The sequence below is a fragment of the Hyphomicrobium methylovorum genome (assembly GCF_013626205.1).
Classification (GTDB): Bacteria; Pseudomonadota; Alphaproteobacteria; order Rhizobiales; family Hyphomicrobiaceae; genus Hyphomicrobium_B; species Hyphomicrobium_B methylovorum.
The window spans coordinates 2,323,024-2,344,332 of the sequence record NZ_QHJE01000001.1 but is presented as its reverse complement, the minus strand read 5'-3'; the positions used below and the strand labels follow the sequence as shown (position 1 = coordinate 2,344,332).

Genomic DNA, 21,309 nt, shown 5'->3' with positions numbered 1-21,309 from the left:
CATGCAAGCCTTCGCTCGCCTTCTCGATAACCTCGTCTACACGCAAAGCCGAAACCGCAAGATTGCGTTGCTGGGCCGCTATTTCCGTTCCGCGCCAGATCCCGATCGCGGCTGGGCACTCGCCGCGCTAACCGACGGCGTGCCAATCAGATTGTCGTTACGGCGCATGCTGACCGATCTCGTCAGCCGCTTCATTGACCCCGTACTCTACCGCTTGTCGCGCGATTACGTCGGCGACACCGCCGAAACCGTTGCGCTGCTCTGGCCGGATTCACCGAGCGAGCGTCTCTCGTTCGATATGTCTGCAGCAGCTCAAATATCTCCCCTGTCCGCCGCGAACGAGAGTGCATGGGGCACCGCGGCGCGTGGTGACAACGCCTCCCAACTAACGCTTGATCTCGCACCGGCCGAACGACCCGCGCTCTACGAACAGCAAGCCGTCGGAATCGATATGATCGGCCACAATTCCGGAGACGAGGCTCCTGGTCTTTCTCTCGCAAACGTCATCGCGGAAATGTCGGAAGGCACCACAGCCGAACGTACCGAACGCCTCGGCCGCCAGCTTGACCGGCTGGACGCCACCGGTCGCTGGGCGTTGCTAAAGCTGCTCGGCGGCGCGCCGCGTGTCGGCGTGTCAGCCCGGCTCGCACGCACCGCCCTTGCCGAATGTTACGGCCGCGACGTCTCGGAGATCGAGGAAATCTGGCACGCGCTCGAACCGCCGTACCTCGAACTGTTCGCATGGCTCGACGGCAAGACCGTGCGCCCCGATCCCGGCGCCAAGCCCGTCTTCCGCCCCGTGATGCTGGCGCACCCGGTCGAAGATGAGGACTGGCCGCGGATGATGCCGGAAGACTTCGTCGCCGAATGGAAATGGGATGGCATCCGCGTTCAGATCGCAGCGCGCGGCAGCGGTGGCGTGCGTATGTTCTCCCGTCAGGGCGATGACATATCCGGCGCGTTTCCGGAAATCCGCAGCGCCTTCGCCGGACACGATTGCGTCGTCGACGGCGAGCTTCTCATTATGCGGGACCGTGAGATCGCACCCTTCAACGATCTGCAACAGCGTCTCAATCGCAAGACGGTGACGGCGAAAATGATGTCGTCTTTCCCGCCGCACGTCCGCCTCTACGATCTGTTGTTCGACGGCGCAGAAGATCTGCGCACACTCCCCTTCGGCGAACGGCGCGCACGGCTCGAATCCTGGCACGCTCATCATCATCCACCGCTGACGGACGTATCTCCCCTCGTCCTCTTCGAAACATTCGACGATCTCGGAAAGCTCTGGGCGTCGTCTCGTGAAGAGGGCATCGAAGGGCTGATGCTCAAGCGCCGGGACAGCGCCTATCAAGCAGGCCGCATCAAAGGCAAATGGTTCAAGTGGAAGCGCGCGGCCCTGACGCTCGATTGCGTACTGATGTACGCCCAGCGCGGCTCTGGCAAACGATCATCATTCTATTCCGACTACACATTTGGCGTTTGGCGTGACAGCGACGATGGCGAACGAGAACTGGTGCCGGTCGGCAAAGCCTATTCGGGCTTCACCGACGAAGAGCTGCTCGAACTCGATCGCTGGATCAGAACCCACACAACCGAAACATTCGGTCCGGTGCGCGCGGTGGAACCGGGCATCGTTTTGGAAGTGGCCTTCGATGCCGTCCAGGCGTCCACTCGGCATAAATCCGGCGTCGCCATGCGCTTTCCCCGCATTCATCGTATCCGACGTGACAAACCGGTGGCCGAAGCCGATACCCTCGAGACGGTCCAGCGCCTCCTGGCGGACGGCTCCCGGCCCACAGCCCCACCGGCAGGCGAGTTATAGAAGGTTCCGCAGGGGATCCTGGCTATAAGCACCAGGTATTACGCCCAAATATCCTTGAAAATAGCCCCCACCTCTTGTACCGACGACGTTCCATTTTTAGAGTGGGCTGGCAATTCACGCGGCCGCCACGCAGGATCCCATCACATGACGTCAGGCGCGCCGGTTGTCGGCATCATCATGGGTAGCCAGTCCGACTGGCCGACGATGAAGCATGCTGCCGACATCCTCGAAGAGCTCAGCGTTCCATTCGATTCGAAGATCGTTTCTGCTCACCGCACACCAGAACGGCTTTACACCTTCGCCAAGGGCGCGAAAGACGCGGGCTATAAAGTCATCATCGCAGGCGCAGGCGGCGCAGCGCATTTGCCCGGCATGACAGCATCCATGACAACCCTCCCCGTTTTGGGCGTTCCCATTGAAAGCAAAGCCTTGAAGGGACAGGACAGCCTGTATTCGATCGTGCAAATGCCGGCGGGCATTCCGGTCGGCACACTCGCGATCGGTGATGCGGGCGCCAAGAACGCCGCCCTGCTCGCAGTCCAGATCCTAGCCCTGTCGGACGCTGCATTGTTCGCGCGCCTTGAAGATTGGCGGCGCAGTCATTCTGCCGGCGTCGCCGAAGCGCCAGTCCGCGGTTGAGGCATTGGCAATGACCGCACTTCCTCCCGGCGCAACGATCGGCATCCTTGGCGGTGGCCAGCTTGGGCGCATGCTCGCAATGGCCGCGGCACGCCTCGGCTTTCATACGCACATCTTCGCGCCCGAAGCTGATAGCCCCGCATTCGAAGTTGCATCAGCTTTTACTGTCGCTGCCTACAACGACGAAGCGGCACTCGCCTCCTTCGCCAAAGCTATCGACGTCGCAACATACGAATTCGAAAACATCCCCGCCGCGACGGTGGATTTTCTCGCGCGCCATATTCCGGTGCGCCCGGATTCAAATGCGCTCGCAACGGCGCAGGACCGCATCAACGAAAAATCCCTCGCGCGCAAACTCGGTGCCGCGACGGCGAATTTCGCAGCGATTGACGACCTCAAATCGTTGAAAGCAGCGCTCGAAGCGGGCTTCGCTTGCCCTGCAGTTCTGAAGACCCGGCGCTTCGGTTACGACGGCAAAGGCCAGGCAAAAATTCTCGAGCCCAGCGAGGCCGAGGCTGCCTGGGAGAAGATGAGCAACCAGCCGTCCATCCTCGAATCGTTCGTAGCTTTCCGGTCGGAAGTTTCCGTCATCGCCGCCCGCTCGCTCGACGGCACCTTCGCAGCCTACGATGTCACCGAAAACGAACACCGAGACCACATCCTTCACCGCTCGGTGGCGCCAGCCCGCCTCGCTCCTGACGTCGCCGCCGAAGCGATCGTCATCGCCCAGAAGATCGCCGGGCAACTCGGATACGTTGGCGTATTTGCCATCGAGTTCTTCGTCGTGAATGAATCCGGGCGCGACCGCCTCTTCGTTAACGAAATGGCACCCCGCGTTCATAATTCAGGGCATTGGACGATCGACGGCGCGATGACTTCGCAGTTCGAACAGCACATTCGGGCCGTCGCGGGATGGCCGCTGGGCTCCACCGAACTCAAGGCCGCTGGCGCAGAAATGATCAACTTGATCGGCAATGACATCCTGGATTGGCCAACGATCGTGGCTGAGCCGGGCACTTTCCTTCACCACTATGGGAAGAAAGAGGTCCGCCCGGGCCGCAAGATGGGCCACGTTAATCGCCTGTTGCTGGCAGCCCCGGCATGATGGCTCCGCAGGCTGAGCGCGGCACCCTGTGGCGGCCCGTAACCAATTGCCAATCCCGCGCAGCTTTGCTAGAACAACCCAGAAATTAAACGCGGGCTCCGGCAGCGAAGCTACCGGAGCTGGTGTTTTTGTGCATTCAACAGTTCGGAATTCTATAGAGGATATAACTGCTTGCAGGTTCTCGTTCGCGACAACAATGTCGATCAGGCACTCAAGGCGCTTAAGAAGAAATTGCAGCGCGAGGGCGTATTCCGCGAGATGAAGCTCCGCGGTCACTTCGAAAAGCCCTCGGAGAAAAGAGCGCGTGAGAAGGCCGAGGCTATCCGTCGCGCACGTAAGCTTGCCCGCAAGAAGTTGCAGCGTGAAGGCCTGCTGCCCAGCAAGCCCGCCGCGGCACGTGGCGGCCCGGGTGGTCGCGGCGGTCCTGGCGGCCCGCGCGGTGGCGCAGGTGCCGGAGCTGGCGCTGGTGCCGGTCAAGCTGGCGCCGGAACGGGCGGCGGTTTCCGTGGCGGCAACAGCGGCGGATTTTAAGCCTCTGCTGGATTGTTAAGTTTCAAAGGGCTCGCGATTGCTATCGCGGGCCCTTTCTCTTTGGGCCTTCGCCACCGTCGCGAGCGTGGCTATTTCTTCCGAAGCGCATCGACCCAGGCGTCGATGCGTGCAAACGATCCAAACTCACTGTGGTTGTCGTGGCCGGCTCCGCGAATGATCTCAAGCTGCTTCGGCTCATTCGCGGCCGCAAACAACCGGCGCCCCATATCGACTGGAACGACCTCATCGGCATCGCCGTGAACGATCAGCAGCGGCGCGTGCACGGAACCGATGTAACGGATCGAATCGTAACGATCCTGCAGCAACAGCCCAACTGGCAGCCACGGGTAAAGCTGCTGCGCCCGTTCCGCGATCGACGTGAACGGGCTGTCGAGAATGACGCCGCCGACGGGCTTTTCGCTCGCAACTTGCACGGCCACGCCCGTGCCGAGCGATTCCCCATAGATGATGATGTCTTCCGGACGAATGCCCTTCCGCACCAGTGCATCGTAGGCAAGTTTTGCATCGGCAATGTTCGCGCGTTCGCTCGGACTGCCCGTCGATCCGCTGAAGCCGCGATAGGACATCATGAACATGCCGCGGCCGCGGTTGAGATATTTGCGGATGCGCTCGTTCCTGAGTTCCAGCGCGCCGCCGTTGCCGTGGAAGTAAAGCAGCGTCGGCTGGCCCGGCTGTGCCGCCGCATACCACGCAACGATGCTTTCGCCGTCCGGCGTCTGGAGGATTTCTTCGGAGACCGAAGGCAGCCCAGCAGCAGCCGGAGCGGTCCGCGTGGGGTCCGGAAAATAAATGAAGTGGCGCTGCGCCAGATACATGACCGAGACAGCAAGCGCATACAGCGCAACCACTGCAATGAGGAGAATTTTCAGCACACCGCCCTCAAGCGACTGTAGCAATGGCGTCTGCCGATTCAGATATCGCGCACGAGATAGCCGATGCGAGAACCCTCACGCTCCCGGATCATTTCGAGCGCCGAGAGAATGTCGAGACCGTGCAACGGCAAACCGGTCTCGGCAATGGACTGAGCATTGAGGTTCTGCAATTCGTGATAGATCGGCTCGGCCGTCTTATGCAGCATCGCGACGACGGCAACGGTCTTTCTTGGCATATTGGGCGGCACGCGCGGGAAAACCGACGCCAGCAACTCTTTCGCCTTGCCCGAGAAATACGATGAGAACCGCCCCAGCACCGAGACGAGCTTGATCGCAGGCGTCTCTTCAAAGCGGTATTTGTAGCGCTCCATCCACTCGAACAGCTTGTCCATCGTGAAGTCCTGGAGCCGGATGTTCGCCGTGCCGCGATAATCCTGCCATTCCGCGACGAGATCGAAGCCGGACTCCATATCGATGTCAGCCGGAGCAAACGTGGTCTCGGTCTCGACGCCGACGCGCTCCAGGAAATCGCGGTTCTTGCGCGAGATAGACGTCGGATACGTCGGCAGCATATACGCCCCGCCACTGCCTTGCTCGTAGGCTAGCCGCACAAGCTTCGAGCAGAAGAGATTGCGCGTCGCATCCGTCCGCATCGAGAAGTCATACAGAATGCGTTTTCCGCCGCGCTCATGCGATGCCGCGACGTAATCGAAAATCGATTTCGCCGCCCGCGCCGCAAGATCCGCATCGCGATTGCGGTAAAGCACCGCCCGCATGATGTGATGATCGAGCGCTTTCGAAAGCGGATTGATGACGGCGCCGTCCTCGATGAGGCTCTCGACCATCCAGTGGTCGCCCGCTTCGTCGACGTAAACGATGCCGATGTGACTGAACTGACTGTCGACATCGCCGATGCGCGCGATGGCAGCGCTATTGTGCGCCGTTCCGCGAACGAGGATCACGTCACCCGACTGAAACGCCAGCGGCGCGCCGTTACGATAGAATCCGTAATTGACGAGCGTGTTGTTTTCCGTACCCGTGAAACCGCGCAGCAGATAACTGCTCTCCCGCCCGCTCCGGTGCCCGATGGCAATTTCGCCAAGCATGTCCGAGACGTAACGCAGCACGCGGAAAACATCGCGAAAGCCCTGCGTCGCGGCAGGCGTCATCAGCCCGAGCATTTCGTAGTGCGCTAGCTTGGCCCGCAGCCCGACCCTCAAGTCGAACAACCGATACATGAGCGCAGGCGCAGACTTTACGATCCCCGCAACGTCGTAGTCCGCAAACCGCGCATTCGCGGCGTGCTCGTAGATGCAAAGAAGGTTGCGTTCCAACAGCGCCGAACTGGTAACCGGCGTCGCAGCGAGAATCTCGATGCGCTCAATATCGTTTTCGAATGACGCCGACGCAACGGGAGCCAACACGCAAAACCCCTCAAATACCGTGTGCCCCCGGTTATATCAGACCAGTCTCCGATCTGCGCCGGTGGCACACCGATGTGCCGCCGACTGTTGCAGATGCGCCCCGGCCTCTCAGGCACGCGTTCTAGTGGCTGAGGGCTTTAACGATGTCTTCCGTCATTTTCTTGGCATCGCCGAGAACCATGACGGTATTGTCACGGTAGAACACGGGGTTATCGATGCCGGCATAGCCGGACGCGAGCGAGCGCTTGTTGAAGAACACCGTACCGGCCTTCCAGACCTGCAGCACGGGCATGCCGTAGATCGGCGAAGACTTGTCGTCTTCGGCAGCCGGATTGACGACGTCGTTCGCGCCAATCACGTAGACTGCGTCCGCCTGCGAGAACTCGCTGTTGATGTCCTCAAGCTCGAAGACTTCGTCGTAAGGCACGTTTGCTTCGGCCAGAAGCACGTTCATGTGGCCGGGCATACGTCCCGCAACGGGATGGATGGCATACTTGACCTCGACGCCCGCCTTCTTGAGCGCATCCGCCATTTCGCGAAGTGCGTGCTGCGCCTGGGCAACCGCCATGCCGTAACCCGGCACGATGATGACCTTCGCCGCGTTCTGAAGAACGTAAGCCGCGTCTTCAGCCGAACCGAGCTTGACCGGCTTCTGTTCGCCGTCTCCGCCGCCCGCTGCAGCCGTCTCACCGCCGAAGCCGCCAGCAATCACCGACAGAAACTGGCGGTTCATGCCCTTGCACATGATGTACGACAGAATGGCGCCGGACGAACCAACGAGCGCGCCAGTGATGATCAGCGCGATGTTGCCAAGCGTGAAGCCGATACCGGCCGCGGCCCATCCCGAATACGAGTTCAGCATCGAGATGACGACGGGCATATCCGCGCCACCGATCGGGATGATGATCAGCACACCGAACGTGAACGACAACAGCACGATCAGCCAGAACAGCCACGCCGAGCCGCCCGAAAGAATAAAGAGGTAGATCATCGTCGCCAGCACCAGCGCCACGATGCCGTTGATCACATGGCGCATCGGCAGCAGGATCGGCTTACCCGACATCCGGCCAGAAAGTTTCGCAAAAGCAATGACCGAGCCTGTGAACGTGATCGCACCGATCGCGACACCAAGCGCCATTTCGAACAGGCTGCCGCCCTTGATCCCAAGACCCGGATTAGCGGGATCGACGAGAATGCCGAAAGCTGACGGCGCATAAAGGGCGCTGGCAGCAACGAACACCGCCGCAAGACCGACGAGCGAGTGAAACGCCGCGATCAGCTCTGGCATCATCGTCATCGGGATTTCGCGCGCAGTTTTCGCGCCGATGAAGCCGCCGATGCCGAGGCCGAGCAGGATCAGGATCCAGGAAAACACTGTCGGTTGTGCCAGGCCGAGCGTTGTCAGCACGGCGATACCCATACCGATCATGCCGAACAGGTTGCCCTGACGCGAAGATGCAGGGCTCGAAAGCCCACGAAGCGCCAGGATGAACAATACCCCCGCGGCGAGATAAAGAAGGGCGGCGACGTTAGCAGACATTGCAGTGTTCCCGGCTTATTTTTGGGCCTGATAGAGACGTTGGGTGAATGAAAACGGCGTCAGCCGTCTTTCTTCGCCGGCGCTTCTTTCTTTTTGTACATCGCAAGCATGCGGTTCGTGACGAGGAAGCCGCCGAAGATATTGACCGAGGCCATAATCAACGCGAGGAAGCCGAAGATCTTGGCCATCACGCTATCCGAAGTCGTCAGCGTGACGCCGACCGCGAGAAGCGCGCCGACAACGATCACCGACGAGATCGCGTTGGTGACGCTCATCAGCGGCGTATGCAGCGCTGGCGTAACGGACCAAACGACGTAGTAGCCGACGAACACGGCGATGACGAAAACCATCAGCTCATAAACGGCCGGGCTGACGTGATCGGCGCCATCGGCAGCGAATGCTGCGCTTGTGGCGAGACAGGTCGCCAGCAACGCCACGGCAAGACTTTCAATGAAGCGCATGACGTGCCTCCCTATTGGCTCTGAGCGGCAAGATTCGGATGCACGATCGCGCCACCCTTGGCGACGAGCGTGCCTTTGATCAATTCATCGTCCCAATTGACCGCAAGAGCTTTTTCTTTCTTGTCGACCATGGTTTCGACGAACGCGAAGAGATTGCGCGCATAAAGGCTAGACGCGTTGGTCGCGATCGTTCCCGCAAGATTGAGCGGCGCGAAAATCTTGACACCGTTCGGCGTCTCGACGGTCTTCCCAGCTTCGGTCAGATCGGTATTGCCGCCACGCTCACCCGCGAGATCGACGATGATGGCGCCAGCCTTCATGTTTTCGATCATGGCACGAGAAATGAGCTTCGGCGCAGGACGCCCCGGAATGAGCGCCGTCGTGATGACGAGATCCTGCGTCTTGAGGTGCTGCGCGACGAGTTCCGCCTGCTTCGCCTGATATTCCGCGCTCATCGGCTTGGCATAACCCGCCGCCGTCTGCGCCTGTTTGAATTCCTCGTCCTCAACGGCGATGAACTTCGCACCGAGAGACTGCACCTGTTCCTTCGTCGCCGGACGCACGTCCGTCGCTGTTACCTGTGCGCCAAGGCGTCGAGCGGTTGCGATCGCCTGCAGACCGGCAACGCCAACGCCCATGATGAATGCCTTCGCCGCCGGAACCGTACCGGCTGGCGTCATCATCATCGGCAAGGCTTGGCCAAACATCGCCGCTCCATCAACGACGGCCTTGTAGCCCGCGAGGTTCGCCTGGCTCGACAGCACGTCCATCGACTGTGCGCGCGTGGTACGCGGCATGAATTCCATCGAGAACAGCGTGGCGCCTGTACCAGCAAGCGCGTCGAGCGCCGAACGATCACCATACGGATCGATCATAGCAACGACGAGCGCACCGGGCTTCAGGCCCGCGATCTCTTCAGCACTCGGCCGACGCACGCTGAGCAACACATCCGCACCGGCCAATGCCTGCGGACGGCTGACAGTTTCAGCTCCCGCCGCGCGGTAAGCCTCGTCGGAAAATCGCGATCTCGCGCCTGCGCCAGACTCAATCCGGACCTGGGCGCCGAGCGCGATAAATTTCTTGGCGGTATCGGGCGAAATCGCAACTCGCGGTTCGTCGGCCGATTCACTGGTGACAGCAATCGTGATCATCTGCCAGTCCGGTTCAGGAAATGTCCGCGTATAGGAGCGGAATTGAAAGTGGCAGGCGCCGCAAGAGTGCCTGCCTGGGCTTCAGAAACTGACGGGCATCAACGCCCGGCAATATCAGGTGAGAAAGATCTTCATGCCAGCCAGGAGAACGACCAACGCAATCGTGCCCCACTTCGTGACCGCCAGAAAACCCTGATAGGTTTTCACATGCTCTGCGTAATCCATTGCCGGATGGCCATTCGATGTATCAACACTCACGTCGCGTCTCCTGCTAGGCGAATTGAAATTCCCCAAAGGTCCTAGCCTAAGAGGACGCGGGCTTCAAGCCGCCGTAGGACGGGCCTAATCCACAAGTTGAATGGCGGTCAAGCCGCGGCCTTTAGGCGCCCCTCAAACGGCCACCTGCGTCCCCACCTCGACCACTCGGTCGGTCGGGATATTGAAATAGGTCGTCGCATCTTCGGCCGTACCCGCCAGCCAGATGAACAGGTGCTCCTGCCAACGTGGCATTTCCGATTTCGGCGTCGTCCGCAGCGACCGCCGCGAGAGGAAGAATGACGTCGCCCCTATATCGATATTGCAGTCCTTACGCCGCGCGTGCTCCAGCACCTTGGGCACGCTTGGCGTCTCCATGAACCCATAGCGCGCGATGATCCGAATGAAGTTGTCGGACACCTTCTCAATCGTCACCCGCTCGTGGCGCAAAACCCTCGGCCTTTCGACGGTGCGAATGGACAATAGAATATTGCGCTCATGCATAACCCGATTGTGCTTCAGGTTGTGCATCATCGAGGTCGGCGCCGAATAGGGATCGCCCGTTACGAAAACAGCAGTGCCCGAAACCCGGTGCGGCGGCTTCGCTTCGAGTTTGCGAACCAGCCAATCCAAATCGGCCTCGTTACGTTTCGTCGCCTTCGCGAGAACCCGCGTACCGCGCACCCACGTATACATGACCGTCGCAACCATCGCGGCCAGGACGAGCGGCACCCAGCCACCCTCCAAGACTTTCAGAACGTTTGCCGCGAAGAAAGCCTGCTCGATCAGCAGCAACGGTATGACCACGACAATGACGCGCCACAACGGCCACTTCCAGCAACGCCAGATCACGAAGAACGCCATCAATGAATCGATGACCATCGCCGCGGTGACGGATATGCCGTACGCCGCCGCAAGGTTGGACGACGTGCGGAAGCCAAAAATCGCCAGCAGAACTGCGATATACAAAATCCAATTTACGCGCGGCATGTAGATCTGCCCCGCAACGCTTTCGGACGTGTGCCGAATGTGCAGTCGCGGCACGAGACCGAGCTGAATGGCCTGGCGAGTGAGCGAGAAAGCGCCCGTTATCACGGCCTGACTCGCAATCACGGTCGCGAATGTCGATAGAATGAGCATCGGAATAAGCGCGTATTCCGGATAGAGCCGATAGAACGGATTCTGCATCGCGCTCGCGTCGTTCATGACGAGCGCACCCTGTCCGAAATAGTTCAGAACAAGCGCTGGCATCACGAAGTAAAGCCAAGCCCCCGCAATCGGCCGACGGCCAAAGTGCCCAAGGTCAGCATAGAGCGCCTCGGCACCCGTACAGGCCAGAAAGACGAGGCCCATAACGGTGAGCCCAAGGATGCTGTTGTGAAAGACGAACGCGACGGCGTGATACGGATTGAGCGCATGAAAGACGTTCGGGTTATCGGCAATATGCATAAGCCCGCCGAGAGCCAGAACCGCGAACCAGACCGCCATCACCGGTCCGAAAAACTGCGCCACGCGATCGGTCCCGCGTGACTGCATCCAGAACAGGACCGTCAACACCAGAACTGCGACCGGGAGCACCGCGACCTCGAACTGAGGCGCGATGAGCTCCAAACCCTCGACGGCCGAGAGCACAGAAATCGCCGGTGTGATCACCGCATCGCCGTAGAAGAATGACGCGCCTGCGATTCCGAGCGCGCCAAGCAGCGGCGCGCTTCGCTTCGCAACGGACTGCCCAAGCGCCATGAGCGCGAACATGCCGCCCTCGCCGTTGTAGTCGGCGCGCAGCAACAGCAGCACGTACTTCACCGTGACGACGAGCGTCAGACTCCAGAAAATAAGTGAGAGCACGCCGAGAACGGCTTCCGGAACAGTCCCGGAGTGAGAGGCAGCCGTAATCGCTTCCTTGAATGCGTACAGCGGGCTCGTACCGATGTCGCCAAAAACGACACCAACTGAGCCCAAAGCGAGAGCCCAGTAATTTTTGCTATCCGGACCTTCCGCTGAGCCGAACTCGGCCCCCTGAAAGGCGGCTTGCGGTTGTGCCATAGAGGCACCTCGATATGAGGACGCTGCGACGCAGCAAAGTGGCGGCTTCTACTCCCGGTCGTTTGAGATTGAAAGCCCGAAAATCGTTGTGAAACCCCCTGCGACGGCTTGACAATGCCGTCGCAGGGAAAATCGTTTCGCTACTGTCGAAATAATTAAGGGGACCCCGCCGACCTGCCTCAGTCCATGGCCTCCAGGTCGTCGATCATGCCTTCAACCACCTTCAGACCCTTGGACCAGAACTCAGGGTCCCGGGCATCGAGACCGAAGGGTGCCAGCAGTTCAGAATGATGCTTCGACCCACCCGCTTTCAACAGGTCGAAATACTTCTGAACGAACCCGGGGTGTGCCTCCGCATAGAGTCCGTAGAGCGAATTCACCAGGCAATCGCCGAAGGCGTAGGCGTACACATAGAACGGCGAATGAATGAAGTGCGGGATGTACGTCCAGAACACTTCATATCCCGGATTGAGCTCGATCGCCGGACCAAGGCTCTCGCGCTGAACCTCCAGCCAGATGGCGTTCAAACGATCTGACGTGAGTTCCCCGTTGCGGCGCTCCTCGTGAACCTTCCGTTCGAACGTATAGAACGCGATCTGGCGCACGACCGTATTGATCATGTCCTCGACCTTGCCAGCGATCATCGCCTTCTTTTCGCGCTTGTCCTTCGTCTCGGCGAGCAGCGCGCGGAACGTCAGCATTTCGCCGAAAACGGACGCGGTCTCGGCCAGCGTCAGCGGCGTCGGCGCCAGCAGCGGCCCCTGCGGACGCGCCAGCCATTGATGCACACCGTGCCCGAGTTCGTGCGCAAGCGTCATCACGTCTCTCGGCTTGCCGAGGTAGTTCATCATCACATACGGATGGACCGAGGGAACCGTAGACGCTGAAAACGCACCCGGCGCTTTGCCCGGCTTCACCGGCGCATCGATCCAACGCTTATCAAAGAATTGCTTGGCGATCGTTGCCATTTCCGGAGCGAAGCCGTTGTAAGCGCCAAGAACGATCGTCTCGGCCTCCGCCCAACTGATGACGCGTTCCGGCTTATCAGGAAGCGGCGCGTTGCGGTCCCACGTGTTCAGCTTCTCCTTGCCGAGCCACTTGGCCTTCATCGCATAATAGCGGTGAGACAGGGCCGGATAGGACGCACGCACGCTGGAAACCAGCGCATCCACCACCGGCGCTTCGACCCGGTTGGCAAGGTGGCGGCTATCCGCCACATCTTTGAAGTTCCGCCAGCGGTCGGAAATCTCTTTGTCTTTCGCGAGCGTATTCGTGATTAGCGTGAAGAGCGGGAGATTAGCCCGGAAGGTTTTGCTCAACGCCGCCGACGCGGCCTTGCGCTTTGCTTCATCCACGTTCGACAGCAAATTCAATGTCGGTTCGAGGGTCAGCATCTCTGCTTCACCTTCGACATCGAACTTCAGCGACGACATCGTCTCATCGAACAAGCGGTTGAACGCGCCGCGGCTCGTCTGCGACTTCTCCGTGAAAAGCGTCTCGAGCTTTTCATCGAGCTGATGCGGCTTTTCCTTCCTGAGGTCGTCCAGCCACGGCTTATACCGCGCAACGGCTTTATGCTTCACCGCCGCCGCCATCGTCGCGTCATCGATCTGGTTCAGCTCAAGCTCGAAAAAGATCAGGTCGGTGTAAAGTTTCGTCAGCGCTTCCGAAACGTCGCCGTTGAACTTGGCGCGTGCGGGATCCGTCTGATTGAGTACGTAGTAAAGGCCGGAATACGAACCGAGCTTGCCCGCAAGATCTGCAAGCTTCTCATAATCCTGGATCGCGCCAACCAACTTGTCGCCATCGGCCGCAAGCCCGGCCAGCTTCCCCTGATAGGTCGCCCTGATCCTCTGGGCTTCAGCAGCCGCCGCTTTGAGGTCGGCCTGCACTTCCGGTGCGGTGGGCGATTTATACAGGTCGCTCAGATCCCATTCCGGCATCGCGCCAAACGCATCGGTCTTCGAAGGAGCGGCGCCAGCGTCTGTAGCGGGTGCATTCTTGGGAAGTGAATTGAAGGGCATCTGCATTCTTTCTCGCGAGCAATCAGGTTGGCAGGGGCAAGAGCGTTACCACACACGCGCCGTTGCGCAAATTTGGGGCTTTCAATCCGCCGTTGCATCGCGCAGTCCGGCGGCAGGCACACCGCTGCATCAGATGCGAATTCGGAGGCAAGATTTCCAGAGCGCCCCTCGAAGGATCGCTTCGGGGTCACTACATTGAAAAATGTGCCACATGGAAACGTTCCCTTTACCCAATTGAGGCACTCTCTCGATTGTTGAGTAATTACCGGTGACTGAACGTTTGAAGTTGGGGCAATCCCTTTCAGCGGACGACCGGCAGCTGTACCCAGTAATGTAAAGTGCGTGTCCCATGTCCAAGCGTGTTCTGATCGTCGATGACGATCCTGCCCAGCGGCGTATTCTCGAAGAAACGATTAAGCGGTTCGGGTTTGAGACGAAGACCTGCGGCTCGGGTGAGCAGGCACTTCAGGTTCTCGAAGGCCCCGACCGTGACAGTATCGGGCTCGTTCTGCTCGATCTGATAATGCCGGGCGTTGACGGCACAGCCGTTCTCGAACGTGTTGGCCACGCCCCTGGCAGCCCCCCCATCATTGTGCAAACCGCACACGGCTCGATCGAAGCCGCCATCAACGCCATGCGGCGCGGCGCGGTCGACTTCGTCGTCAAACCGGCCTCTCCAGAACGGCTTGAAGTCTCGATCAAGAGCGCGCTCAAGATCGAAGCGCTGGCAGGCGAGATCAACCGCATCAAGAAGAAGGCCGACGGCACGCTCACATTCAGCGACCTCGTCATGCGAGGAAACGCGATGGAACGCGTGATAGCCCTTGGCAAACGTGCTGCCGCATCGAACATCCCAGTGCTGATCGAAGGCGAAAGCGGCGTCGGCAAGGAATTGATTGCCCGCGCAATCCAAGGCGAAAGCGATCGCGCCGGACGGCCCTTCATCACCGTCAACTGCGGCGCGATCCCGGAAAACCTCGTTGAAAGCATCCTTTTCGGCCACGAGAAGGGCGCGTTCACCGGCGCGGTCGACAAGCGGATCGGAAAATTCCAGGAAGCCGATGGCGGCACATTGTTCCTCGACGAAGTCGGCGAGTTGCCGCTCGACGCACAGGTGAAACTGCTGCGCGCGCTGCAAGAAGGCGAAATCGATCCGATCGGCTCTAAGAAGCCGGTGAAGGTCAACTTCCGTCTGATCTCGGCAACGAACCGCGACATGATCCAGCAGGTCAAGGACGGAAAATTCCGCGAAGACCTCTACTATCGTTTGAACGTCTTCCCGATCTTCGTGCCGCCGCTTCGCGAACGCATCGAAGATGTGCCGGAACTCGCACGCCACTTCATGGCGCGTTTCTCGGCCGAAGAAGGCAAGCGCATGACCTCGATTTCCGACCGCGCAATGCAACTTCTGCAAGCGTATACGTGGCCCGGTAACGTCCGTCAGCTTGAAAACACTGTGTTCCGCGCCGTCGTTCTCGCTGACGGCACCGAGCTCACTGTGAACGAATTCCCGCAGATCGCCGCACACGTCGACGGCTTCGACGCTGAAGTACCAGCGGCACCATCTGTGGTTCAGAAACCGGCGGCTTATACGGGGCCAGCTCTCATCGGTGCAGAGAACACAGTTCCCAACACCATCGAGATGAGACCGGCCGGCAGTGGAAGTTCTCTCGGCATCCAAGCGGTTGCCGAAGACGGAGAGATCCGTTCGCTCGAAGCGATCGAAGCCGACATGATCCGCTTAGCGCTCGGCCGCTATCGCGGACACATGACGGAAGTCGCAAAGCGGCTGAACATCGGCCGCTCGACTCTCTACCGCAAAATGCAGGAGTATGGTCTCGAGCCGAGGCCGAACTAAATTCCAATTTACGCCGACGCGTTGAACGCGAGCTGAGTGCCACGGCCATGAGCGCCACACCCAGCGAGTGAATGGTCGTCGCGTCACGTCACAGAATTCGGACCTCCCCCTGATTCCGGCGGGTTCGAAGAATAGCAAAAGCCCCGGCTGCATACGGGGCTTTTGCATTTTAGACCCTCGCATAAAGCAACACTTTAGCCACAGCTTTGTGCGATATACTGCAGTGAAGCATTCCGCCTGGAAGATCCGGGACCCAATCGCTATCTACTCGATACGAATTGCTCCAGTGGGGGAGCGTGAGTGAACTTTCGATGCGCGCAACGCGTTCTCTTTTTATCGGTCTGACTCTGTCCTGCATCTCTCTTGCGAGCGCACACGCCGTTCCTACCGACGAAGCAACCGTCGGCCAGTCTGAGCAGACGGACACGGCTCCAAAGCCGCAATCGTCCGAAGCTCTGCAAGACGCTGCAGCACCAACGGTCGAAGCAAACGATCATCTGGTCTATCTCCCAGCTACGCGGCTTCTCGCTGCCAATGCCAAGAAAGCATTTGCTGCGTTCGACGTCGCTGACCGGCAGGCGCTCGAACAATTTTATGCCGCGCGTATGGGTTCGGCTCTCTGGGTTGATAAGAACGGTCTCTTGCCAGACGCGAAGAGCCTGATCACGGCATTCGAGACCGCCGACAACTGGGGCCTTCGATCAACGGACTACAAGGCTCCGAGCTTGAAAGCGGAAGCCGACGGAACCTACAAACTCGACGATCTGGCCAACGTAGAAACTCGCCTGTCCTTATTGGCGCTGAAATACGCCCGTGACGCGCGCGGCGGGCGCATCGCCGATCCCCGCAATCAGCTGTCGGAATATCTCGATCGCGCGCCTCAGACGCTCGATCCGCGCACAGTCATCGATTCACTCGTCAAGGCGACCGATAAGGCCGCCTATCTGGAATCTCTTCAGCCGAAGCAGCCGCAGTTCGAGTTGCTACGTCAAAAGCTGCTTGCTTTGCGGTCCGGCACTGAGAACGCAAAAATCATCAATATTCCGAACGGCCCCTCGCTGAAGCCCGGCCAAAGCCATTCGCAGATCGCAATGCTGCGCAAGGCACTGGAAGCGCCAGCCGCCATCAAGCGTGACGGCTCGCCCGCAGAAGACACCTATTATGACGATGGGTTGGCCCGCGCCGTTCAGGACTACAAGAAGAAGAAAGGCATCGAACCCGCCAGCGCCGTTGTCACCAACGTACTCCGCCGGTCGCTCAGCACCGGCGAAGGTGTTTCGGAACGCGCGCTTCTTTCAAACATGGAAGAGTGGCGCTGGATGCCGGACGATCTCGGCAAATTCCACATCGAGGTCAATCTGCCCGAATTCAATGTGCGCGTCGTGAAGGACGGAGCCATCGTTCACGAGGAACGCATTGTTACCGGCTCGATCCGCACGCAAACGCCCATTTTCTCCGACATGATGCGCACAATTGTCTTCCAGCCGCGCTGGAACGTGCCCGATTCCATCAAGATCAAAGAATTGTTGCCCGGCCTGCGCGCAGGCGGCGATCCATTGCGGCGCCGAGGCCTCGTGATGGAACGCAACGGCCGCAAGGTGAACGTGACCAGCATCAACTGGTATCGCAACGATATCCGTAATTATCACGTCTACCAGCCGCCTGGCGGTAGCAACGCACTTGGCGTTGTCAAATTCCTCTTCCCGAACAAGCACGCGGTTTATCTGCACGACACGCCGAGCAAAAGCCTGTTCACGCAGAATGTCCGGGCCTTCAGCCACGGCTGTATGCGCGTGCGCAATCCGCTCGAACTGGCGGATGCGATCCTCGGGGAAGATCAGGGCTGGAGCAAAGAGACGATCGCATCGCTCGTCTCACAGGGCCCTGAAGAAAACGAGATCACGCTGGCAACGCCCATTCCGGTGCACGTCACCTACTTCACCGCGCGCGTAAATAATGCCGGCGACGTCGAGACGTTCGGCGACATCTACGGCCACGAAAAGCGGATCACACTCGCGTTGCAGGGCCGCTGGAGGGAAATCGTCAAGACCAAGGAACCGAAGATCTCGCCCGATGACATCGGCGGTGAAGATGGCTGGTATGGCGCGGACTCGCGCAACAACGGCGACTACTATTACGACGAACGCGGACGCCGCCGGAAAACTCAAACGAGCGGTGTCGGCAAATTCCTGCAGCAGGTATTCGGCGGCGGCTTCTAACCCCTCGCCCCGCCCATCCGTTACACACCACCCAAGAAGCCGGTCCACCCCGGCTTCTCTACCACCTGAGCAATCCCGCCCTTTTATTGCCTATTCCCGGTTGCACTGTCGTCGAAGGGGATAGTTACCACCTGTTAACCGTTGGGGCTTAATCATTAATGGCCGGGTGCTTTTTTGGCCCCAGTCGAGCCCGGCGCGTAATGTTGAGTAGGGACGGGGGAATTTGGTGAATCTTCGCCGCACAGGCGTGATCTGGGGAGCGTTTGCGCTCGCCGCCTCCGTGTGCCTGAACGCCGATAGCATCACGGCAGCAGGCGGCACCAACGACCGCACGATCTCATTCTACCACATCCACACTCAGGAACGCCTCACCGTCACCTACAAACGGAACGGCAAATTCGATCCGTCCGCGCTCAAGCAGATCAACTATATCATGCGCGACTGGCGCAAGAACGAGGTCAAGGAGATCTCGCCGGAAACGATTGATCTCGCCTGGGAAATGCATCAGGAGCTTGGCTCCAAAGAAGCCATCAGCATTATCTGCGGCTATCGTTCCGCCGCCACCAACAACATGCTCCGCAAGACGCGGGGCGGTCAGGCCAGCCAAAGCCAGCACATCACCGGCAAGGCGATCGACATCACATTCCCTGACGTGCCGCTGAAGCGGATGCGCTACTCCGCGCTTGTGCGCGAGCGCGGCGGCGTCGGCTACTACCCGACATCCGGCATCCCCTTCGTCCACATCGACACGTCGCGCGTTCGCATGTGGCCGCGCATGCCGCGCTACGAACTGGCACTCCTCTTTCCCAACGGCCGCTCGAAATTCGTGCCGGACGATGGCAAGCCCATCAATCCAGGCGACGTCAAAGTCGCGCAAAGCAAATATCGCGAGCTCGCAACGCAGGTTGCATCCTACATGCGCGAGCGCATAACGCCGGGATCGCGCACCGTTGTCGCCTCCGTTGGCATCGGCTCGTCTAAATCCCGCATGGTTGCCTCGTTGGGCGGCTCCGAACGCCGCAACATCAAATTGACGACCGAGCCTGATCCGCCGAAACAGCGGATCGCGAAGGAAGAAGCGAAACCATTCGCCCCGGCCACCGTGGCTGCGCTGTCCGAACAGACCTCGAACCGGCCCTCACCACGTCTCGTATCCGCACCTCGTTCGGTCGAACACGGATCGCGCTTCGACGCGTCTCCGTCCAAATCGGATCGCGGCAAGCTCGACGCGCTCGTAGCAGCCGCAACGTCGACGCCAATGCCGGAACTGATTGCCGGACCTAAGCTCGCGGTGCGCCCACAAAAGGCGCTCGCAGCGGCAGCCCTCGCCGAAAACAAGCCGACGCCTGCCCGCGCTCCCGCTGCCCGCGTTGCGAGTCTTGACCCCGCGGCTGCAGTGACTGGCATCGAAAGCCTGAGTGACGGCTGGGCACAGGCACCGGAATTCGATGAAGATCACCCGGAAGAACTGGCTTATCGCCCCTTCCCGCTCGCACCATTGCTCACGGACGCTTCGACGTCCGCCGACGCACCGCTCGCCGACATGCAGCGCCCTGACGTCGCCGCTACGCTGGAATCTCTCGATGATGCCGGCAGCGTCATTCCAATGCGGCTTCGGCCTGGAAAGCAACTCGCCGAAGCGATGTGGTCACAGCAGTTCCAGGGGAAGGCTGTCCACGTTGAGGCCCTGGTGGAAATCGAGCAAAACCGGGTTCCGACCGGCCTCGCAACGCGCCGCGTGCTGACCAGCGCGCGCTGACTCCGGAACCATCGAACCCTCTACGACGCCATCGTCGTCGTTCCGGCCCGCTTCAGCGCCACCTGCGCCGCCGCCGCAACGAGCTTGGAGAGAGCAATAAAATCATCCCGGCGCGGACTGGACCTGCGCCATGCAAGCCCGATCTCTCGCGAGGGTTCCGGTTCGACGAAGCGCATGATCTTGATCTCGCGGCCTCGACCTTCCACGCCAACGCAGATTTCTGGAAGCAGCGTGATGCCAAGCCCCGCCGAAACCATCTCGACGATCGTTGAAAGGCTCGACGCGCCGAACGTATTGACCGCATCGACCTGCTTCAGGCTGCAATACGTCAAAGCCTGATCGCGCAGGCAGTGCCCCTCTTCGAGCAATAACAGCCGATCGCTCTCGACCATCTCGTTCGTTGCGCGCACGCGGCCCGAAAGCTTCTTCCCTTTCGGCACGGCCAGCAAAAACCGATCATTAAAAATGGAAATCGTTTCGATGTCGGGCGATTTGATCGGCAGCGCCAACAGCACGACATCAAGCTTTCCGAGTGAAAGCTCATCCATAAGAAGCTGCGTCTGCGTTTCCCGCACGTACAGCTCAAGATCGGAGTGATTTTCTTTCAGCAGCGGCAGCAATGGCGGCAGAAGATAGGGCGCAACCGTGGGAATAACGCCGAGGCGCAATGTGCCCGAAAGAACGCCGCCCGCATGCTGCGCGTAATCGATAAGGTTGCGGACGTCATTCAGCATCCGCTGCGCGCGTAGCGCGATCTCTTCGCCCTTAGGCGTCAGCTTGATGCCGCTCCGCGTCCGTTCGATCAGCGCAATGCCGAGCGAGGCTTCCAGATCCTGGATCTGCATCGATAGAGCAGGCTGGGTAACCGAGCACGCGTCGGCCGCGCGCCCGAAATGCTGCTCTCTCACGAGAGCATCAAAGTACCGCAACTGCTTGAGTGTTATGTGGGTCATCAGATAGACTTATGGCATCGCCAAGAAATGACGATTTGTCTTATCACAAGTCTGCGCTTACGTGAATCACAACGAAACGGCCACTCATCACTTTTCCGAGCTTTCGGAAACGGAACGACGGGCACCTTAGGTGTTCGCCGCAGCGCCGCCCGTGCTCCCCAGCGCCGAATGGGTGTACGGCGCGGCGCTGAATTTTTCGCCGGCGCCCGCCCTGAAGGACGCAGCGCCGGCCAAACCGTTCATTCAGCGGCAATCATCGCATCAACAACGTGCTCTGCGGGAGCTTCATCCAGCATCCCGAGCGCGTGCATATAGACTTCCAGGATGCTCTCTTCTTCCTGACGCTCGTCCTTCGTCTTCTTCCGAAGGCGCACGATTTGGCGCATCGCCTTGACGTCGAAACCGACAGCCTTTGCCTCGGTGAACTTGTCGCGAATATCGCTTGCGATCTGCTTCTTTTCCTCTTCGAGGCGTTCAATCTGCTCGACGAACTGACGCAATTGGTTCTGCGCCGATGCCTGAAGCGTACTCATGGAGGCTCCTTGATCATATCAAATTTGACCGCAAGCTATCGGCCGCGCTTCACCGCAACAAGGCGCCTGAACCAGCTATCCAACGGGATATGTTGT

Annotated in this window: 17 protein-coding genes; 7 read left to right on the top strand and 10 right to left on the bottom strand. The window is 59.7% G+C overall.

Features of this window, described 5'->3' with window-relative positions; genetic code table 11:
- Position 1 precedes the first annotated feature (1 nt).
- The 4 genes from DLM45_RS11325 to rpsU all read left to right on the top strand — a co-directional run bounded on the left by DLM45_RS11325 (position 2) and on the right by rpsU (position 4,097).
- Entirely contained in the window at positions 2–1,822 is a 1,821-nt protein-coding gene (locus DLM45_RS11325; protein ID WP_181337210.1) for a cisplatin damage response ATP-dependent DNA ligase, read from the top strand.
- A 144-nt stretch (positions 1,823–1,966) separates the two neighbouring features.
- On the top strand, positions 1,967–2,461 hold the full coding sequence (purE, locus tag DLM45_RS11320) for a 5-(carboxyamino)imidazole ribonucleotide mutase (RefSeq protein ID WP_181337209.1): 495 nt from the start codon (positions 1,967–1,969) through the stop codon (positions 2,459–2,461).
- A 10-nt stretch (positions 2,462–2,471) separates the two neighbouring features.
- Positions 2,472–3,566 carry a 5-(carboxyamino)imidazole ribonucleotide synthase gene (locus tag DLM45_RS11315; protein WP_181337208.1) on the top strand — a complete coding sequence of 365 codons (1,095 nt, stop codon included), beginning with the start codon at positions 2,472–2,474 and terminating at the stop codon, positions 3,564–3,566.
- Between the two features lie 171 nt (positions 3,567–3,737).
- Positions 3,738–4,097 carry a 30S ribosomal protein S21 gene (gene rpsU / locus DLM45_RS11310; RefSeq protein WP_181337207.1) on the top strand — a complete coding sequence of 120 codons (360 nt, stop codon included), beginning with the start codon at positions 3,738–3,740 and terminating at the stop codon, positions 4,095–4,097.
- 89 nt (positions 4,098–4,186) lie between these two features.
- On the opposite strand, the gene DLM45_RS11305 is transcribed toward rpsU, so the two are convergent.
- From DLM45_RS11305 to DLM45_RS11270, 8 genes are all read right to left on the bottom strand, one after another.
- Positions 4,187–4,990, bottom strand: a complete 804-nt coding sequence (locus DLM45_RS11305) for an alpha/beta fold hydrolase (protein ID WP_181337206.1) — start codon at positions 4,988–4,990, stop codon at positions 4,187–4,189.
- A gap of 38 nt (positions 4,991–5,028) precedes the next feature.
- Entirely contained in the window at positions 5,029–6,414 is a 1,386-nt protein-coding gene (locus tag DLM45_RS11300; protein WP_181337205.1) for a YiiX/YebB-like N1pC/P60 family cysteine hydrolase, read from the bottom strand.
- Between the two features lie 121 nt (positions 6,415–6,535).
- Complete coding sequence (locus DLM45_RS11295; RefSeq protein WP_181337204.1) at positions 6,536–7,954, bottom strand: NAD(P)(+) transhydrogenase (Re/Si-specific) subunit beta; 1,419 nt, start codon at positions 7,952–7,954, stop codon at positions 6,536–6,538.
- A 59-nt stretch (positions 7,955–8,013) separates the two neighbouring features.
- The gene (locus DLM45_RS11290) at positions 8,014–8,415 is read right to left on the bottom strand and encodes a proton-translocating transhydrogenase family protein (RefSeq protein WP_181337203.1); all 402 of its coding nucleotides are present in this window, start codon (positions 8,413–8,415) and stop codon (positions 8,014–8,016) included.
- 11 nt (positions 8,416–8,426) lie between these two features.
- The gene (locus tag DLM45_RS11285) at positions 8,427–9,563 is read right to left on the bottom strand and encodes a Re/Si-specific NAD(P)(+) transhydrogenase subunit alpha (RefSeq protein WP_425485234.1); all 1,137 of its coding nucleotides are present in this window, start codon (positions 9,561–9,563) and stop codon (positions 8,427–8,429) included.
- Positions 9,564–9,680: 117 nt separating this feature from the next.
- Positions 9,681–9,824, bottom strand: a complete 144-nt coding sequence (locus DLM45_RS11280) for an aa3-type cytochrome c oxidase subunit IV (protein ID WP_181337201.1) — start codon at positions 9,822–9,824, stop codon at positions 9,681–9,683.
- A 132-nt stretch (positions 9,825–9,956) separates the two neighbouring features.
- Entirely contained in the window at positions 9,957–11,867 is a 1,911-nt protein-coding gene (locus tag DLM45_RS11275; protein WP_181337200.1) for a potassium transporter Kup, read from the bottom strand.
- A gap of 179 nt (positions 11,868–12,046) precedes the next feature.
- Positions 12,047–13,891, bottom strand: coding sequence for a M3 family oligoendopeptidase (locus DLM45_RS11270; RefSeq protein ID WP_181338295.1), 1,845 nt, complete (start codon positions 13,889–13,891; stop codon positions 12,047–12,049).
- 349 nt (positions 13,892–14,240) lie between these two features.
- On the opposite strand from DLM45_RS11270, the gene DLM45_RS11265 reads away from it, so the two are divergent.
- The 3 genes from DLM45_RS11265 (at position 14,241) to DLM45_RS11255 (ending at position 19,727) form a co-directional block, all read left to right on the top strand.
- A complete protein-coding gene (locus tag DLM45_RS11265) occupies positions 14,241–15,749 on the top strand; it encodes a sigma-54-dependent transcriptional regulator (RefSeq protein ID WP_181337199.1) in 1,509 nt (502 codons plus the stop codon).
- A 311-nt stretch (positions 15,750–16,060) separates the two neighbouring features.
- Positions 16,061–17,968 carry a L,D-transpeptidase family protein gene (locus DLM45_RS11260; RefSeq protein ID WP_181337198.1) on the top strand — a complete coding sequence of 636 codons (1,908 nt, stop codon included), beginning with the start codon at positions 16,061–16,063 and terminating at the stop codon, positions 17,966–17,968.
- Positions 17,969–18,194: 226 nt separating this feature from the next.
- Positions 18,195–19,727, top strand: a complete 1,533-nt coding sequence (locus tag DLM45_RS11255; RefSeq protein WP_181337197.1) for a peptidoglycan L,D-endopeptidase MepK — start codon at positions 18,195–18,197, stop codon at positions 19,725–19,727.
- A gap of 20 nt (positions 19,728–19,747) precedes the next feature.
- Here the strand turns inward: DLM45_RS11255 and DLM45_RS11250 are convergent, their stop codons facing one another.
- Together DLM45_RS11250 and DLM45_RS11245 are read right to left on the bottom strand one after the other, a co-directional pair.
- Positions 19,748–20,680, bottom strand: a complete 933-nt coding sequence (locus DLM45_RS11250) for a hydrogen peroxide-inducible genes activator (RefSeq protein WP_181337196.1) — start codon at positions 20,678–20,680, stop codon at positions 19,748–19,750.
- A 239-nt stretch (positions 20,681–20,919) separates the two neighbouring features.
- Positions 20,920–21,213, bottom strand: a complete 294-nt coding sequence (locus DLM45_RS11245) for a DUF2312 domain-containing protein (protein ID WP_181337195.1) — start codon at positions 21,211–21,213, stop codon at positions 20,920–20,922.
- Positions 21,214–21,309: the final 96 nt, after the last annotated feature.

Coding starts and splice junctions, on each gene's coding strand:
- DLM45_RS11325 (WP_181337210.1), top strand. CDS start 2: ATGCAAGCCTTCGCTCGCCTTCTCGATAACCTCGTCTACACGCAAAGC.
- purE (WP_181337209.1), top strand. CDS start 1,967: ATGACGTCAGGCGCGCCGGTTGTCGGCATCATCATGGGTAGCCAGTCC.
- DLM45_RS11315 (WP_181337208.1), top strand. CDS start 2,472: ATGACCGCACTTCCTCCCGGCGCAACGATCGGCATCCTTGGCGGTGGC.
- DLM45_RS11295 (WP_181337204.1), bottom strand. CDS start 7,954: ATGTCTGCTAACGTCGCCGCCCTTCTTTATCTCGCCGCGGGGGTATTG.
- DLM45_RS11290 (WP_181337203.1), bottom strand. CDS start 8,415: ATGCGCTTCATTGAAAGTCTTGCCGTGGCGTTGCTGGCGACCTGTCTC.
- DLM45_RS11275 (WP_181337200.1), bottom strand. CDS start 11,867: ATGGCACAACCGCAAGCCGCCTTTCAGGGGGCCGAGTTCGGCTCAGCG.
- DLM45_RS11270 (WP_181338295.1), bottom strand. CDS start 13,891: ATGCCCTTCAATTCACTTCCCAAGAATGCACCCGCTACAGACGCTGGC.
- DLM45_RS11265 (WP_181337199.1), top strand. CDS start 14,241: ATGTCCAAGCGTGTTCTGATCGTCGATGACGATCCTGCCCAGCGGCGT.
- DLM45_RS11260 (WP_181337198.1), top strand. CDS start 16,061: ATGCGCGCAACGCGTTCTCTTTTTATCGGTCTGACTCTGTCCTGCATC.
- DLM45_RS11250 (WP_181337196.1), bottom strand. CDS start 20,680: ATGACCCACATAACACTCAAGCAGTTGCGGTACTTTGATGCTCTCGTG.
- DLM45_RS11245 (WP_181337195.1), bottom strand. CDS start 21,213: ATGAGTACGCTTCAGGCATCGGCGCAGAACCAATTGCGTCAGTTCGTC.